The organism is Streptomyces sp. NBC_01451 (assembly GCF_036227485.1).
GTDB lineage: Bacteria > Actinomycetota > Actinomycetes > Streptomycetales > Streptomycetaceae > Streptomyces.
On the sequence record NZ_CP109479.1, the window covers coordinates 7,233,758 to 7,250,480 of the forward strand.

At 70.8% G+C, this 16,723-nt stretch carries 11 protein-coding genes; 1 reads left to right on the forward strand and 10 read right to left on the reverse strand.

Features of this window, described 5'->3' with window-relative positions; all coding sequences use genetic code 11:
• Window positions 1-9: 9 nt before the first annotated feature.
• From aceE to OG595_RS31860, 10 genes are all read right to left on the reverse strand, one after another.
• Entirely contained in the window at window positions 10-2,721 is a 2,712-nt protein-coding gene (gene aceE, locus OG595_RS31815) for a pyruvate dehydrogenase (acetyl-transferring), homodimeric type (protein WP_329277978.1), read from the reverse strand.
• Between the two features lie 267 nt (window positions 2,722-2,988).
• Window positions 2,989-3,612 (reverse strand): GntR family transcriptional regulator, encoded by a 624-nt coding sequence (locus OG595_RS31820; RefSeq protein WP_329277980.1) that lies wholly within the window; start codon window positions 3,610-3,612, stop codon window positions 2,989-2,991.
• A gap of 177 nt (window positions 3,613-3,789) precedes the next feature.
• Window positions 3,790-5,055 (reverse strand): ABC transporter permease, encoded by a 1,266-nt coding sequence (locus tag OG595_RS31825; protein WP_443073221.1) that lies wholly within the window; start codon window positions 5,053-5,055, stop codon window positions 3,790-3,792.
• Complete coding sequence (locus OG595_RS31830) at window positions 5,052-5,882, reverse strand: ABC transporter ATP-binding protein (RefSeq protein ID WP_329277982.1); 831 nt, start codon at window positions 5,880-5,882, stop codon at window positions 5,052-5,054. The genes OG595_RS31825 and OG595_RS31830 overlap by 4 nt, the downstream gene beginning before the upstream one ends.
• Window positions 5,879-7,324 carry a peptidoglycan-binding protein gene (locus OG595_RS31835; protein ID WP_329277984.1) on the reverse strand — a complete coding sequence of 482 codons (1,446 nt, stop codon included), beginning with the start codon at window positions 7,322-7,324 and terminating at the stop codon, window positions 5,879-5,881. The genes OG595_RS31830 and OG595_RS31835 overlap by 4 nt, the downstream gene beginning before the upstream one ends.
• Before the next feature lie 3 nt (window positions 7,325-7,327).
• Window positions 7,328-8,302: a hypothetical protein gene (locus OG595_RS31840; protein WP_329277986.1), complete on the reverse strand. Its 975-nt coding sequence runs from the start codon at window positions 8,300-8,302 to the stop codon at window positions 7,328-7,330.
• A gap of 61 nt (window positions 8,303-8,363) precedes the next feature.
• Window positions 8,364-8,753 carry a hypothetical protein gene (locus OG595_RS31845; RefSeq protein ID WP_329277988.1) on the reverse strand — a complete coding sequence of 130 codons (390 nt, stop codon included), beginning with the start codon at window positions 8,751-8,753 and terminating at the stop codon, window positions 8,364-8,366.
• 435 nt (window positions 8,754-9,188) lie between these two features.
• Window positions 9,189-11,027, reverse strand: coding sequence for a 2-oxoglutarate dehydrogenase, E2 component, dihydrolipoamide succinyltransferase (gene sucB, locus OG595_RS31850; protein ID WP_329277990.1), 1,839 nt, complete (start codon window positions 11,025-11,027; stop codon window positions 9,189-9,191).
• 59 nt (window positions 11,028-11,086) lie between these two features.
• Complete coding sequence (gene lpdA, locus OG595_RS31855) at window positions 11,087-12,475, reverse strand: dihydrolipoyl dehydrogenase (protein WP_329277992.1); 1,389 nt, start codon at window positions 12,473-12,475, stop codon at window positions 11,087-11,089.
• A 331-nt stretch (window positions 12,476-12,806) separates the two neighbouring features.
• On the reverse strand, window positions 12,807-14,327 hold the full coding sequence (locus OG595_RS31860) for a leucyl aminopeptidase (RefSeq protein ID WP_329277994.1): 1,521 nt from the start codon (window positions 14,325-14,327) through the stop codon (window positions 12,807-12,809).
• A 332-nt stretch (window positions 14,328-14,659) separates the two neighbouring features.
• On the opposite strand from OG595_RS31860, the gene OG595_RS31865 reads away from it, so the two are divergent.
• Complete coding sequence (locus OG595_RS31865) at window positions 14,660-16,696, forward strand: hypothetical protein (RefSeq protein WP_329277996.1); 2,037 nt, start codon at window positions 14,660-14,662, stop codon at window positions 16,694-16,696.
• Window positions 16,697-16,723: the final 27 nt, after the last annotated feature.

Consider the following 16,723-nt stretch of genomic DNA (forward strand, 5'->3'; position numbering starts at 1 on the left):
AACCGCCCCCTACAACCCGTACCGCTCCCGCGCCTCCTTCACCGCCGTTGCCTTGACCTCCCCGCGCCGCGCCAACTGCGCCAACGCCGCCACGACGATCGACTCCGCGTCGACCCCGAAGTACCGCCGTGCCGCGTCCCGCGTGTCCGACAGCCCGAATCCGTCCGCGCCCAGCGACGAGTAGTCCTGCTCGACCCACTGAGCGATCTGGTCCGGCACCTGGCGCATGTAGTCGGACACCGCCAGCACCGGCCCCTCGGCCCCCTGGAGCGCCTGACGGACGTACGGCGTCCGCTCCTCGCCCCGCAGCAGCGCCGCGTCGGCGTCCAGCGCGTCCCGCCGCAGCTCGGTCCAGGACGTCGCGGACCACACGTCGGCCGCCACGCCCCACTCCTCGGTGAGCAGCCGCTGCGCCTTCAGGGCCCAGTGGATCGCCGTACCGGAGCCGAGCAGTTGGATGCGCGGCGCGTTGGCGACCGGTGAAAGCCCCGCCGACTCCGCCGTGTTGAAGCGGTACAGCCCCTTGACGATGCCCTCGTCGACGCCTGCCGCGGCCGGCTTCGCGGGCTGCGGGATCGGCTCGTTGTACACGGTCAGGTAGTAGAAGACGTTCGGGTCCTCGCCGGGCGCCGACTCCCCGTACATGCGGCGCAGCCCGTCACGGACGATCACCGCGACCTCGTACGCGAAGGCCGGGTCGTACGACAGCGCGGCCGGGTTCGTCGCGGCGATCACCGGGGAGTGACCGTCCGCGTGCTGCAGCCCCTCGCCGGTCAGCGTCGTACGGCCGGCCGTCGCGCCGACCAGGAAGCCGCGGCCGAGCTGGTCGCCGAGCTGCCACATCTGGTCGGCCGTGCGCTGCCAGCCGAACATCGAGTAGAAGATGTAGAACGGGATCATCGCTTCGCCGTGGGTCGAGTACGACGTCGACGCGGCGATGAAGTCCGCCATGGAACCGGCTTCGGTGATCCCCTCGTTGAGGATCTGGCCGTCCTTGGCCTCCTTGTAGTACATCAGCTGGTCGCGGTCGACCGGCTCGTACGTCTGGCCCTTGGGGGAGTAGATCCCGAGGGAGGGGAAGAGGCTCTCCATACCGAAGGTGCGTGCCTCGTCCGGGACGATCGGCACCCAGCGCCGGCCCGTCTCCTTGTCGCGGACCAGGTCCTTGACCAGGCGTACGAAGGCCATCGTCGTCGCCACGTTCTGCGAGCCGGAGCCCTTGTCGAACGACGTGAACGCCTTCTCCGCGGGGGCGGGGAGCGGGGCGAGCGGCTGCGTACGGCGGGCCGGGGCCGGGCCGCCGAGGGCCGCGCGGCGCTCCTGGAGGTAGCGGACCTCGGGGGAGTCGGCGCCGGGGTGGCCGTACGGCACCACACCGTCGACGAACTGCGCGTCGGAGATGGGGAGTTCGAGTAGATCACGCATCTGCTTGAACTCGTCCACCGTCAGCTTCTTCATCTGGTGGTTGGCGTTCTTCGACGCGAAGCCCTCGCCCAGGGTGAAGCCCTTGACCGTCTGGGCCAGGATGACCGTCGGCGCGCCCTTGAACTCGACCGCCGCCTTGTAGGCCGCGTACACCTTGCGCGACTCGTGGCCACCGCGCGAGAGGTGGAAGCACTCCAGGATCCTGTCGTCGCTCAGCAGCTTCGCCATCTCGGCGAGCGCCGGGTCCTTGCCGAAGAAGTCGGCGCGGATGTAGGCGGCGTCGCGCGTCTGGTACGTCTGCACCTGGGCGTCCGGGACCTCGCGGAGGCGGCGTACGAGCGCGCCCGTGGTGTCGAGCCGGAAGAGCTCGTCCCACGCCGTACCCCACAGGGTCTTGATGACGTTCCAGCCCGCGCCGCGGAACTGTGCCTCCAGCTCCTGCACGATCTTGAAGTTCGCGCGGACCGGGCCGTCGAGCCGCTGGAGGTTGCAGTTGATGACGAAGGTGAGGTTGTCCAGGCCCTCGCGGGAGGCGAGCGCGAGGGCGGCCGTCGACTCCGGCTCGTCCATCTCGCCGTCGCCGAGGAACGCCCACACGTGGGACGCGGAGACGTCCTTGATGCTGCGGTTGGTGAGGTAGCGGTTGAAGCGCGCCTGGTAGATCGCCGACAGCGGGCCGAGGCCCATCGACACCGTGGGGAACTCCCACAGCCAGGGCAGCCGGCGCGGGTGCGGGTACGACGGAAGGCCGTTGCCGGCCGACTCGCGGCGGAAGTTGTCGAGGTGGTCCTCGGTCAGCCGCCCGTCGAGGAAGGCGCGGGCGTAGATGCCGGGGGAGGCGTGGCCCTGGATGTAGAGCTGGTCACCGGAGCCGGGGGACTCCTGCGACTCCTTGCCCTTGAAGAAGTGGTTGAAGCCCGTCTCGTACAGCCAGGCGGCCGAGGCGAAGGTGGCGATGTGGCCGCCCACGCCGTGTTTGCTGCCCCGGGTCACCATGGCCGCCGCGTTCCAGCGGTTCCAGGCGGTGATCCGGTGTTCCATCGCCTCGTCGCCGTCCGCCGCGGGCTCGGCGGCGGTCGGGATGGTGTTGACGTAGTCCGTCTCCAGGAGCTTGGGCAGCGCGATGCCGTTGCCCTCGGCGCGCTCCAGTGTGCGGCGCATCAGGTACGCGGCACGGTGCGGCCCGGCCGCCTCGGCGACCGCGTCCAGCGAGGCCTGCCATTCGGCGGTCTCTTCGGGGTCGCGGTCAGGGAGCTGGTCGAGTTCGCTCGGCTGGATGGCCTTGGGGTCGGTCATGTCGCCGCCTTCCTCGGTCGAAGGGGGTTCCCTCGTCGGTAAGGGTTCGGGGGTGCCCTTGGTCTTTGGCAGGACAGGGCTGTGGGTCCTTGTAGGGGCCCGTCGGCGACTCTAACTCGCTGATCGATGATCGATCAAAGGGTTGATGGCAAAACCTCTTGATCCCGAGAAAGTAGGCACGGGGTGCCTTGCGGGCGGGCACCGGGTGCCGCGAAATTTCACCGTTTCCGCAGGTGAGCGGCTGATCGAATGGTCCCCCCGGTCGCGTCAGGGCCGCGGTGCGCACCCCAGCACATGGGCCTTCACCAGCTCGGCGATCCGTGGATCCCGGCGGCGGAACGCGGCGACCAGCTCCTCGTGCTCCTCCGCGTACGACTGCTGGACCGTCCCCAGCCAGCGGATCGACAGGGCCGTGAACACCTCGATGCCCAGCCCTTCCCAGGTGTGCAGCAGCACCGAGTTCCCGGCCGCGCGCACCATCTCGCGGTGGAACCCCACCGTGTGCCGGACCTGGCCGGTTCCGTCCGACGCGCGGTCGGCCTCGTACAGGGCGGCGACATGCGGTTCGAGGGCCGAGCAGTCGTCCGCCAGCCTCTCCGCCGCCAGCTCCGCCGCGATGGCCTCCAGACCGGCCCGCACGGGATAGCTCTCCTCCAGGTCGGCGGCGGTCAGGTTCCTTACGCGCACACCCTTGTTGGGGGCCGACTCGATCAGCCGCAGCGACTCCAGCTCCCGCAGCGCCTCCCGTACGGGCGTCTGGCTGACCTCCAGTTCGGTCGCGATCCGGCGCTCGACGATCCGCTCGCCCGGCTTCCAGCGCCCGCTGACGATCCCCTCCACGATGTGCTCGCGGATCTGCTCGCGCAGCGAGTGGACGACGGGGGCGCTCATGCGGGCTCCTTGAGGGAGGGGCTTCGGCCCCAGGGGCTTTGACCTTTAGACAATACGGCCGCACCCCTGCCCAGAGGTGTTCCGGGCGACAGCGCGCCAGAACGTGAGACGAGCGTTACAGACCGGACGGGGCCCGCGCCACAGCGTGTACGACCGCGCGCGACGGTGTCGTGGACCTCAGCGGCGCAGCGCCTCCACCGGCTGGATGCGGGCCGCCCGCCACGCCGGGTACACCCCCGCGAGCAGGCCCGTGAGCATGCCGGCGGCCGGTGCCGTCGCCACCGTCAGCGGTTCCACCACCGCCGTCCAGTGCTGGGCCACGGCGACCCCGACCACGACCAGGGTGCCGACGCTCGCCCCCACCAGACCGCCGAGCAGCCCCAGTACCGCCGACTCGGTGAGGAACTGGCCGGTCACATGGACACCGCGCGCCCCCAGCGCCCGGCGCAGCCCGATCTCCGGGGTGCGTTCCAGGACCGCGACCAGGGTGGTGTTCGCGATGCCCACCGCGCCGATCACCAGACAGACGCAGGCCAGCAGCAGGAACAGCTGCCCGAGGTCGGAGGAGACCGAGGAGCGCAGCGCCTTCGGGTCGGGCGGCGGCACCGCGCCGAACCGGTCCTGGTGCGCGGGGTCGAGCGCCACCGGCACCTCGTCGGCGATCTGGCGGGCCGCGCCGACGTCCGTCGACACCAGCATCTTCGCCCGGCTGCCGCTGTCCGGCGGGCCCCAGACGTCCTCGGCGGTGGTGCGCGGCACGATCACCGACAGCAGCAGGCTCGTCTGGCGCTCCACGTCGTCCAGGATGCCGACGACGGTGAAGGCCCGGCCGCCGATGTGCACCGCGGGTGCGTTCTCCAGCGAGGTGATGCCCAGCCGCGAGGCCAGGCCCGCGCCCAGTACGGCGACCGGCTGGTGGTGCTCGCTGTGCCACGCGCCGAACAGCCGCCCCTGGCGCAGCGTCGGCTCCACGGCCCGCAGCAGCCCCGGGTCCGCCGCGACGACACTCGCCCCGCGCTCCCCGTCACCCGCGTCCCCGGTCAGGGTGGCCCGTACGGTGTCGTCCGCCCGCCCCTCCAGCCGGATCTGCCAGTACACGCCGGCGTGCTCGACGCCGTGGAGTCTCTCCACCCGCCGCTGCGCGTCGTCGGGGAAGGACAGCGGCACGTCGTCGGCTTCGCTCCCACCGGTGTCCTCGACGGTCACCTCGGTCGCCGTGAGCGCGTTGAAGGTGCTGTCGATCTGTGCGGAGGTGGTCGCCGTCAGCCCGAGCACGGCGACGAAGGTACCCACCCCGAGCACGGTCCCCAGACTGGTCAGCGCCGACCGGCCAGGGCGCTGGAGCAGCCCGCCCAGCGCCTCGGAGACCAGGTCCCGCGGGCTCATCCGGGTGGTGAGGCGAGGGGCGGCGGGGTCGCGCGGAGCACGCCGGAGGCGGATCACGTCCGTACCCCGCTCTCCCTGGTCTCATCCGTGACTCCGTCGTTGTCCGGATCGGACGCATCGACAGGATCGGCCGGATCGGGCGCATCGACCTGATCGGTCCCGTCATCGAGGCCGCTCTGCCTCAGGACTCCGTCGCGGATCGTGATCGTGCGTCGGCCTCGGGCGGCGACCTCGCGGTCGTGGGTGATGACGAGCAGGGTCATGCCCTCGCCGTGGAGCTGGTCGAGGAGGCTCAGTACGGACTCGGCGGTCACCGTGTCGAGGTTGCCGGTCGGCTCGTCGCACAGCAGCAGCGAGGGGCGGGCCACCACGGCACGGGCGATGGCCACCCGCTGCCGTTCACCGCCTGAGAGCCGCGACGGCACCGCGTCGAGCCGGTGGCCCAGCCCCACGCGCTCCAGGGCCTCGCGGGCGAGCGCGACCCGTTGCCGGCGCGGTGTGCCGTTGTAGAGAAGGGCGAGCGTCACGTTCTCCAGGGCGCTGCGGTGCGGCAGCAGATGGAACGACTGGAACACGAATCCGATACGCCGCCCACGCAGCGCGGTCCGCCCGGCGTCCCGGACCGCCCCGGTGTCGACCCCGTCGAGGAGATAGCGCCCCGAGGTCGGCCGGTCGAGCAGCCCGGCGATGTTCAGGAACGTCGACTTCCCCGACCCCGACGGGCCCACGACGGTCACGTAGTCGCCGGTGCGGACGGTCAGGTCGCAGGGGCGCAGCGCGGGTACGGGCGGCGGCCCGGGATAGGTCAGCCCGACCCCGCGGAACTCGATGACGGGCGGGGGCGGGGTGGCGGCGGGCCCAGGTGCCGTCGCGGGGTCCGTCATGACGACGTGCCCACGACGACCGGGTCACCCGCGTCGAGGCTCCGGCTCGCGCTTGCGCCGCTCACCGGCGTGACCTGCACGTATCCGTCGCCGGTCGCGCCCGTACGGACCTCCACGCGCTCCCTGCGTTCCCCTCGCAGCACTGTCACGGTGGTCCTGCCGTCGGTGCCGGAGGTGACCGCGGCGACCGGCACCACCAGCACCTTGCCCCCGGTGGCCGCCGAGGTGACGGTGATGCGGACGTTCTGGCCGGTCAGCGACCTGGGCAGCGCCGTGTCCGGAACGACGACGACGGCGTACGTGGCGGTGTCGCCCCCGGAACCCCCGGAGCCGCCGGAACCCCCCGAACCGCCGGAACTCCCCGAGCCGCTCCCCGACCCCTGACCGCTGCTCGTCGTCGGTACCGTCGCCACCGTGGACACCTTGCCCGCGAACTCCCTGCCGGTCAGCTCCGACAGGATCTGGGCCTTCTGGCCCTTGCGCAGCAGGGTCTTCTCGTCGGCCGCCGCGCCGCCCTGGACCACCAGATCGCCCGAGGACAGCGTGAGCAGGGTGCCGGAGACGGGCTCGCCCACGGCCGCGCCGACCGCGTCCAGGCGGGCCGGGAACGACGGCAGGAAGACGACCTCGGCGGCGGGCAGCATCGCACCGGCCTGGAGCCGGGCGGCCGCGAGATCCTCCCGGGCGTCCGACAGGTCCTCTCTGGCCCGCTTCACCTGGGTGGCGTCCGGTTTCTCCACGGCTTCGGCGTCCTCCAGCATCCGTTCGGCGTTGCGGACGGAGTCCTCCGCGCTCTCCACGGCCTGGGCCGCCGCCTCCTCGCCGCCGGTCGAGGCCGGCCTCGGGTCGTAGCCGAGGTCGGCGTAGAGGCGTTCGACGGCGTCCTGGGTGCCGGTGCCGAAGGAGCCCGTGGCGTCGCCGCCGCTGCCGTACCCGAGGTCGGCCAGCGCCCGCTGGAGCTGGGTCACGTCGTCGCCCTTCGAACCGGGCTTGAGGTCCCGGTACGCGGCGACCCGGCCCCTCAGGGTGATCACCGGGCGCCCGGACACCTCGGCGACCACCTTGCCGGCCCGTACGTCGTCACCGGCGGCGTACGGCAGCTTGGACGCGATGACCGAGCCGCCGGCACCGCTGTCCCCGGAGGCGGCGGCGGACGGCGTCACCGTGACCGTCCGGCCCGCGCGCACGGTGCCGCGCAGGACGACCGTGTCGGCGAGCACCCGTCGCTCGACCTCGGCCGTGAGCACGTCGGGCTCGGGGGCCTTGGTGTCGGCGACCGCCTGGGCGGGCGACTTGACGTACAGGGAGGCGGCCACACCGCCGCCCGCGAACAGCGCCGCGCCCCCGGCCACCAGGGCCAGGACGCGGCGCCGCCGCACGAGTCCGGACCTCGTGCCCGACGGTTCCGGCTCCCGCTCCGGTTCCGGTAGTGCCTCGGTCATCGCTCACACGACCTTGGCCGCGTTGCGCAGCATCGCGTCGTAGTAGTCCCGCACGGCCTGGAGCAGTTCGGCGTTGTCCTCCACCGCCTGCTTCTCGTAGGCGAGAAACACGGCCTCGGTCACACCCAGGTAATTGGCGGACATCCGGCATTTAACATCCGCGGTGGCAACCGATATCTCTCGCACGCTGGCGACCTGATTGGTCGACCATTCCCCGTCCTCGGCGGCGGATTTGAGACTTCCGTACGAGAAGCCGGATTTTTTCATGCATACGGACCACGATTTCTCCATTTTCTCGAAGAGATCGGTCTGCATGGCGCTGCTGTGTGATTCCGCGCGGATCTCCAGAATGGCGTTCAGCGGATCCGCGTTGTCCGAGCCGAATTTCTTCAGCGCGGGGGTGTCCTTGGCGATCGTCTGCTGGGCGCGGCCGGCGCAGCCCCCCTCGGGGATCTCCTTGCCGTTCACCCGCTGACCGGCGGCGGCGGACGCACCCGCGACCGCCGTGCCGTTGGCCACCAGCATCTCGGTCTCCTTCTCCCCGGTCGCCAGCGCGGGCAGGCCGGACGTGGAGTCGGAGTCCGAACCGCTCTCCTGGTCGTCGCTGTCGCCGCCGGTGTCGGTGCCGGCCGGGTGGTAACCGTACTGCTGTGCCTGTTCGAGGGTTACCGGAAGGTCGGTGCCCTCGCCGATGTCCTCGAACATCAGCCAGTCCGAGGGCACTTCGATCTGGCTGTCGGTGAAGCCGTACTCGGCCATGCAGTCACGCAGGAGCGAAGTCTGGGCCCTGGCAAGGGTGTTGAGCTCGGCCTCGGTCGGCAGATAGGCCGCGAGGGGCATCTTCGTCGTGGTCGCCGCCGTCGGCGTGGAGACGGGGCCGACCTTCACCGGCGTCTCGGCGCTCTTCTCGTCCGCCGAGCAGCCGGTGGCGAGCCCCATGGCCAGAAATGCCGTCAGCAGGATGCGCAGTGTCTTCATGTCGCCTTCCAGCACGGGGCGGGCGGCCGGCCGCCCGCCCCGTCAGAGTCTCGGATGCCGGTCAGGCGATGCCGTAGTACCAGCTGCTGTTGCAGGAGAAGTAGTCGCCCGTGCCCGACTCGCCCACGCACGCCTTGTAGTAGACGTACGCGCCTTCGGTGAAGTCGTAGTTGAAGTCGCCCGAGTCGCCGTTGCCGCTCGTCACCCAGTTCGTGGTGTTCACCCCGTCGTACGGGACGTACGACCAGCCGACCGCGGAGTGGCCGTCGGCCTCGGTGTCCTTGACCCAGATGTGGTCGCCGTACGACTTGAACCAGACGAGGGAGCCGCCGGTCGGGTTGTAGACGGCGCCGCCGTCCGTGCCGGCCGACGCGATTCCCGCGCCGCCGAGGGTGAGAACCGCCGCGCCCGCCAGAGCGAGGGCGAATCTCTTGCTTCTGCTGAGAGACATTTCTTGGGTTCCGTTCCTTTTCGTGCGATCCAATGGTGCATGAAGGGAAACGGAGGGGCAGGGATAAGCACCGCCTTGGCCTCGTCGGAGCACCCCCCCAGTCGGTGGCGGAACCTCATCCCCTTGAGGAACCTCCACCTTGGCGCCTCGGCGATCGTATGGGCTGCTTCCGGCCAAGAGCAAGGTGAATTCAAAAGAAACGTGAGGGGTACGAGTTCTTATTCGTTCTCTGAGGGGAACCAATCCTTTCGCTTTTCGTCTGCTGTGTGTCCGGGGAATCTGATCAATTAAAACGAGCCAGTTGGCCGGAAAGTGCGGTGGCGGGGGCCTGTGTCGGTCCGCCTCGGCAGGGGTTGCGGAAACGACGGTGCCCCGTCCGGAGGACTCCGGACGGGGCACCGTCGTACACGTACTCGCCAGGCGGCGGGCGGCTGGTTACAGGCCGAGCTCGACCTCGAACTCGCCCGCCTCCAGGATCGCCTTGACGGCCGTCAGGTAACGGGCCGCGTCGGCGCCGTCGACCAGACGGTGGTCGTAGGACAGGGTCAGGTACGTCATGTCGCGTACGCCGATGACCGTGCCCTCCTCCGTCTCGATGACCGCCGGGCGCTTGACCGTCGCGCCGATGCCCAGGATCGCCACCTGGTTCGGCGGCACGATGATCGTGTCGAAGAGCGCGCCGCGCGAGCCGGTGTTGGAGATCGTGAAGGTCGCGCCGGACAGCTCGTCCGGGGTGATCTTGTTGGCCCGGACCTTGCCCGCGAGCTCGGCCGTGGCCTTGGAGATACCGGCGATGTTGAGGTCGCCCGCGTGCTTGATGACCGGGGTCATCAGGCCCTTCTCGGAGTCCACCGCGATACCGATGCTCTCGGTGTCGAAGTAGGTGATCGTGCCCTCGGCCTCGTTGATCCGGGCGTTGATGACCGGGTAGGCCTTCAGCGCCTGGGCCGCCGCCTTCACGAAGAACGGCATCGGGGAGAGCTTGACGCCCTCACGGGCCGCGAAGGAGTCCTTCGCCTGCGCGCGGAGCTTCATCAGCCGGGTGATGTCGACCTCGACGACCGAGGACAGCTGCGCCTGCTCGCGCAGCGCCTTGACCATGTTGTCGCCGATGACCTTGCGGATGCGGGTCATCTTGACCGTCTGGCCACGCAGCGGCGAGACCTCCAGGACGGGGGTCTTGCGCGCCGCGGAGGCGGCCGGGGCGGCGGCGGCAGCGGCGGGCGCCGGAGCGGCAGCGGCGGCCTTCGCGGCCTCGGCGGCGGCCAGGACGTCCTGCTTGCGGATGCGACCGCCGACACCGGTGCCCTTGACGGAGCCCAGGTCGACGCCGTTCTCGGCGGCGAGCTTGCGCACCAGCGGGGTGACGTAGGCGCCGTCGTCACGGGAGCCGGCGGCAGAGCCCGCGGCAGGCACGGCAGCCGCAGGTGCGGCCGGGGCGGCCGGCGCGGGCGCCGGGGGAGCGACCGGAGCCGCGGCCTCGACCGGAGCCGGCGCGGGGGTCGGAGCCACGGGGGCCGGGGGCGCGACGGGCGCGGCCGGGGCCACCGGAGCGGGCGCCGGGGCAGCGGCGGCGGGCGCCGGAGCCGGGGCGGCCGGGGCCGGAGCCGGGGCGGCCGGGGCCGGAGCAGCCGCCGGAGCGGCACCGGCAGCGCCGATCACGGCCAGCTTGGCGCCGACCTCGGCGGTCTCGTCCTCGCCGACCACGATCTCCAGAAGCACACCGGAGACGGGCGAGGGGATCTCGGTGTCGACCTTGTCGGTCGACACCTCAAGCAGCGGCTCGTCGGCCTCGACGCTGTCGCCGACCGACTTCAGCCAGCGGGTGACGGTGCCCTCGGTGACGCTCTCACCGAGCGCCGGGAGGGTGACGTCGGTGCCACTGGCGCCACCGGCAGGGGCGGCGGGGGCCGCCACGGGAGCCGGGGCCGCGGGGGCGGGGGCGGCCGGAGCCTCGGCCACGGGGGCCGGGGCGGCGGCAGCCGGAGCCGCGACGGGCTCGGCGGCCGGGGCCGGGGCGGCAGCGGGGGCGCCGCTGCCGTCGTCGATGAGGGCCAGCTCGGCGCCGACCTCAACGGTCTCGTCCTCGGCCACCTTGATGGAGGCGAGGATGCCGGAGACGGGCGAGGGGATCTCGGTGTCGACCTTGTCGGTCGACACCTCCAGCAGCGGCTCGTCGGCCTCGACGCGCTCGCCCTCGGCCTTCAGCCAGCGGGTGACAGTGCCCTCGGTGACGCTCTCACCGAGCGCCGGAAGGGTTACGGAAACCGCCATGGTTTCGGTTGCTCCTTACGAATTGCGGAAGTCTGTGTCGTCGTCCGTCGACCGAGGGATCAGTCGTGGGCGTGCAGCGGCTTGCCGGCCAGGGCCAGGTGGGCCTCGCCGAGCGCCTCGCTCTGCGTCGGGTGGGCGTGGATGAGCTGCGCGACCTCGGCGGGCAGCGCCTCCCAGTTGTAGATCAGCTGGGCTTCGCCGACCTGCTCGCCCATGCGGTCGCCGACCATGTGGACGCCGACCACGGCACCGTCCTTGACCTGGACGAGCTTGATCTCGCCCGCGGTCTTGAGGATCTTGCTCTTGCCGTTGCCCGCGAGGCTGTACTTCAGAGCGACGACCTTGTCCGCACCGTAGATCTCCTTGGCCTTGGCCTCGGTGATGCCCACGGAGGCGACCTCGGGGTGGCAGTACGTCACCCGGGGCACGCCGTCGTAGTCGATCGGAACGGCCTTGAGACCGGCCAGACGCTCCGCCACCAGGATGCCCTCGGCGAAGCCGACGTGCGCGAGCTGGAGCGTCGGGACCAGGTCACCGACGGCGGAGACGGTCGGGACGTTCGTCCGCATGTACTCGTCGACCAGGACGTAGCCGCGGTCCATCGCGACGCCCTGCTCCTCGTAGCCGAGACCGGCCGAGACCGGGCCGCGGCCGACGGCGACGAGCAGCACCTCGGCCTCGAACTCCTTGCCGTCGGCAAGGGTGACCTTGACGCCGTTCGCGGTGTACTCGGCCTTCGAGAAGAAGGTGCCCAGGTTGAACTTGATGCCGCGCTTGCGGAACGCGCGCTCAAGAAGCTTGGAGGAGTTCTCGTCCTCAAGGGGGGCCAGGTGCTTGAGGCCCTCGATGATCGTGACGTCCGTACCGAAGGACTTCCACGCGGACGCGAACTCGACGCCGATGACGCCGCCGCCGAGGACGATCGCCGACTGCGGCACCCGGTCCAGGACGAGGGCGTGGTCCGAGGAGATGATCCGGTTGCCGTCGATCTCCAGGCCCGGCAGCGACTTCGGCACGGAGCCGGTCGCCAGCAGGACGTGGCGGCCCTGGATCCGCTGCCCGTTCACGTCGACGGAGGTGGGGGAGGAGAGCCGTCCCTCACCCTCGATGTAGGTGACCTTGCGGGAGGCGACGAGGCCCTGGAGTCCCTTGTACAGGCCGGCGATGACGTCGTCCTTGTACTTGTGGACCGCCGGGACGTCGATGCCCTCGAAGGTGGCCTTCACGCCGAACTGCTCGCTCTCGCGGGCCTGGTCGGCGATCTCGCCCGCGTGGAGCAGGGCCTTGGTGGGGATGCATCCCCGGTGCAGGCAGGTGCCGCCGACCTTGTCCTTCTCGATCAGGGCGACGTCAAGCCCCAGCTGGGCCCCGCGCAGGGCCGCGGCGTAACCGCCACTGCCACCGCCGAGGATCACTAGGTCGAAAACGGTGCTGGCGTCGTTCGCCACGTCACGTCCTCCATGCATTGCGCCGTACGCCGGTCGTCAATGACCGGGCGGCGGCTGGTGTCCGGCCGTCTTTCTTCGGCCCTGTGGTGGGGGCCCTATCCTGCCGAGCCCCATCTTCGCACTTGTCGGGCGTGGACGAGACGCCGGGTGACTGTGAGAGACGCCCCACCCGGCAGGGGTGCGGGGCTGTACGGGATTTGCGGCTACCGCCGCGCGGGCGCGACCAGCCGCACACGACCCGCACCCGCAATACGACGCGCAGGACCGAGCCGACAGGCGTGACGGGACCTCGGCACTACCCGCACGCGAGGTCCCGTCACCAAAAGCACCTTCAGCCCAGATCGCCGACAGCGGTCAGCTCGGCCAGCCGGACAAGTGTCCGTACGGCCGTCCCGGTGCCGCCCTTGGGCGTGTACCCGAACGGCCCGCCCTCGTTGAACGCCGGTCCCGCGATGTCGAGGTGCGCCCAGGTGATCCCCTCACCCACGAACTCCCTCAGGAACAGGCCGGCGACCAGCCCGCCGCCGTACCGCTCGCCCATGTTCGCGATGTCGGCGGTGGGGGACTCCATCCCCTTCTTCAGGTGGTCCGGCAGCGGCATCGGCCACGCCGGCTCCCCGACCTCCTCGGCGGCCTCGTGCACCGCGGAGCGGAACGCGTCGTCGTTCGCCATGATCCCGTACGTCCGGTTGCCCAGCGCCAGCATCATCGCGCCGGTCAGGGTCGCCACGTCGACGATCGCGTCCGGCTTCTCCGCCGACGCGGCCCACAGGGCGTCCGCGAGGACGAGACGGCCCTCGGCGTCGGTGTTGAGGACCTCGACGGTCTTGCCGCTGTACATGCGCAGCACGTCACCGGGACGGGTGGCGGAACCGGACGGCATGTTCTCGGCGAGCGCCAGCCAGCCGGTGACGTTGACCTGGAGGCCGAGCCGTGCGGCGGCGACGACCGCGGCGAAGACCGCCGCCGCACCGCTCATGTCGCACTTCATCGTCTCGTTGTGCCCGGCGGGCTTGAGCGAGATGCCGCCCGAGTCGTAGGTGATGCCCTTGCCCACGAAGGCGAGGTGCTTGCTCGCCGCCTCGTGCGTGTACGTCAGCTTCACCAGCCGGGGACCGGAGGCGGAGCCGGCGCCGACACCGAGGATGCCGCCGTAGCCGCCCTTCTCCAGCGCCTTCACGTCGAGCACCTGCACCTTGATGCCGTGCTCCTCGGCCGCGGTCTGCGCGACGGCGGCGAAGGCCTCCGGGTTGAGATCGTTCGGCGGGGTGTTGATCAGGTCGCGGGCGCGGTTGAGCTCCTCGGACACCGCGGTGGCGCGGGCGACGGCGGCCTTGTACGCGGCGTCGCGGGGCTTGCCGCCGAGCAGGGTGACCTCGGCGAGGGGCGCCTTGCCGTTCTTGGTGTCCTTGCCGATCTCTTTGTACGCGTCGAAGGTGTACGCCCCGAGCAGCGCGCCCTCGCCGATCGCGCCGGCGTCGGCGGCGTCCTCGATCGGCAGGGCGAAGGCGGCCTTCTTCGCGCCGGCGAGGGTACGGGCGGCCACACCGGCGGCCCGGCGCAGCGACTCGGCGCCGAAGGCCTCGTCCTCCTCGGGCAGCGCGCCCAGGCCCACGGCCACGACGACGGGTGCCTTGAAGCCGGCCGGGGCGGGCAGCTTGGTCACCTCGCCCTCGGCACCCGAGGCGCCGAGAGTCCCCAGGACGTCGGCGAGCTTGCCGTCGTACGCCTTGTCCACGGCCTCGGCGCCCGGTGCGACGACGGGGCCCTTGCCGCCCTTGGCGACACCGACGACGATCGCGTCGGCCCGAAGGCCGGGCGCCGCGGCGGTGCTGAGAGTGAGAGCAGTCACGGTGGTGAAATCTCGCTTCCGTCTGAAAACTTCTGTGGCCGAGTGGAATGGGTCGGCCAGGCCCGACAAGAGACCCTAAGTCCGGCCCTGGGGGCCGGTCCGTACCAGGGTCGGTACACCCGGCACGAGCCTACGCTCGGTGGCCGGGTTCGCTCATTCCTGCGAGCGTTCACCTGGCCGGGGCCTCATGGTCAATTCCCACCCCTCACTTCCGGTGACCTGAGTCACACTCGTCAAGTTCTGGTAAGCGGTTCTGTCACTGCTTATGCATCATTTCCACGGATCCCCTCGGAATTGACCACCGAGGTGGACTGGTTGGGGGAGGGGCGAACATGGCGCAGATAGCGCCCGGACGGAAATTTTCCCGAGACGCGGCCGCTTTGCTGACGGCTGCCGGACTGCTGGCACTGGGGCTGGGAGCGCCCGGCGCGGCAGCCGCCGCGGAGCCGCGCGTCGACCTGAGGGTCCTCGTCGTGGACAACGGCGACAGCCCGGTCGACGCCATCACGGCCGAACTCGCGGACACGGGCATCCCGTACACGACCGTCGACCTGAACGACGCGAACCGCCCGACGATCGACACCGCGTTCCTGAGCGACACGGTGAACGGCACCCCCCGGGCCAGGTTCCAGGGCGTGGTGCTGCCCAACGAGGCCCCGTTCGGGACGGGTTCCGCCGAGCAGACCGCCCTGGAGGCCTACGAGACGACGTACGGCATCCCGCAGGTCGACGCCTACACCTGGGCGCACCCGGAGGTCGGCCTCGACTACAGCTCCTACTCCGGCACCCTCGACGGGCAGGCCGCCGCGGTCACCGACGCGGGCCGGGCGGGGTACTTCGGCTATCTCGACGGCCCGCTCACGTTCGAGGACAACTCGGCCTCCGTGCAGGAGAGTTACGGCTTCGTCGCCACACCTCGGGCGGGCTTCACCAGCTACGTCGACACCGCGGTGCCCGGCGGGGCCGGCCGCGGCAGCCTGATCGGCGAGTACACGCACGACGGGCGCCGCGAACTCGTCGTGACCTTCGCCTACAACGCGTACCAGCAGCAGTTCCGGGTACTGGCCCGGGGCATCGTGGAGTGGCTGACCCAGGGAATCCACCTCGGGCAGAGCCGGAACTCCTTCTCCGTGCACGTCGACGACGTCTTCGCGCCCGACAGCCGCTGGGACACCGAACGCAACTGCACGCCCGGCGACTTCGACTGCGTGGGCGGCGACGGCGAGGGCGCCACCCCGATCCGGATGACGGCGGCCGACGCGGTCCACGCGGCCCAGTGGCAGCAGAGCAGCGGCTTCACGCTCGACATGGTCTACAACGCCGGTTCCGGGGAGGAGTGGAAGAGCGAGAACGGCGGCACGGACGCCCTCGCCGACCAGCTCCTCGCCGACAGGGCCAAGTACCGCTGGGTGAACCACACCTACACCCACCAGTACCTGGGCTGTGTGCAGGACACCTCCACCGTGCCCTGGAGCTGCGCGAGGAACGCGGACGGCTCCACCCGGTACATGAGCCGCGCCGACATCTCGGCGGAGATCGCGAGCAACTACAACTGGGGCCTCACGCACGGTCTTTCCACCGAGCGCGGAGAGCTGGTGACCGGTGAGCACTCGGGCCTCAAGACGCTGCCGCAGCAGCCCGACGACAACCCGAACCTCGCGGGCGCCCTCGCCGACAACGGCATCCGGTGGACCGCTTCCGACAACTCCCGCGAGCCGCAGCAGCGTTCGGCGGGAAGCAGCACACTGACCGTGCCGCGCTATCCGATGAACGTGTACTACAACACGGGCACGAAGGCCGAGATGGCCGACGAGTACAACTGGATCTACGCCTCGGCGGCCGACGGCGGCAGCGGCATCTGCGAGAACAACCCCACGTCCACCTGCCTCGACGAGCCGCTGGACACCGCCACCGGCTATCTGTCGTACATCGTCCCGCAGGAGGCCCGCACCGCACTCGGGCACGCCATCTCGGGCGACCCGCGTCCGCACTACGCGCACCAGTCCAACCTGGCCGAGGACCGCACCCTGTACCCGGTGCTGGACAAGGTCCTCGCCGACTACCGGGCACTGTTCGCCGACAACACCCCGCTGGAGAACCCCCGCCAGAGCGCCATCGGCACCGAACTCCAGCGCCGCGCCGCATGGAAGGCCGCTGTCGCCAACGGCACGGTCACGGCGTACCGCGTCGGCAGGACGGTCACGGTCACCGCCCCGTCCGGCATCCAGATCCCGGTCACCGCCCCGACGGGCACCACCAAGGAACTCCTGCTGGGTACCACGGCATTCGGCACGCCCTACGCGGGCAGGCGATCGGCCTGGACCACACCGGACCTACTGCAGTCCGCGCTGAAGCTCAACCTGCCGTAGAGCAGCGCCCTGAAGGGCAGCGCCCCC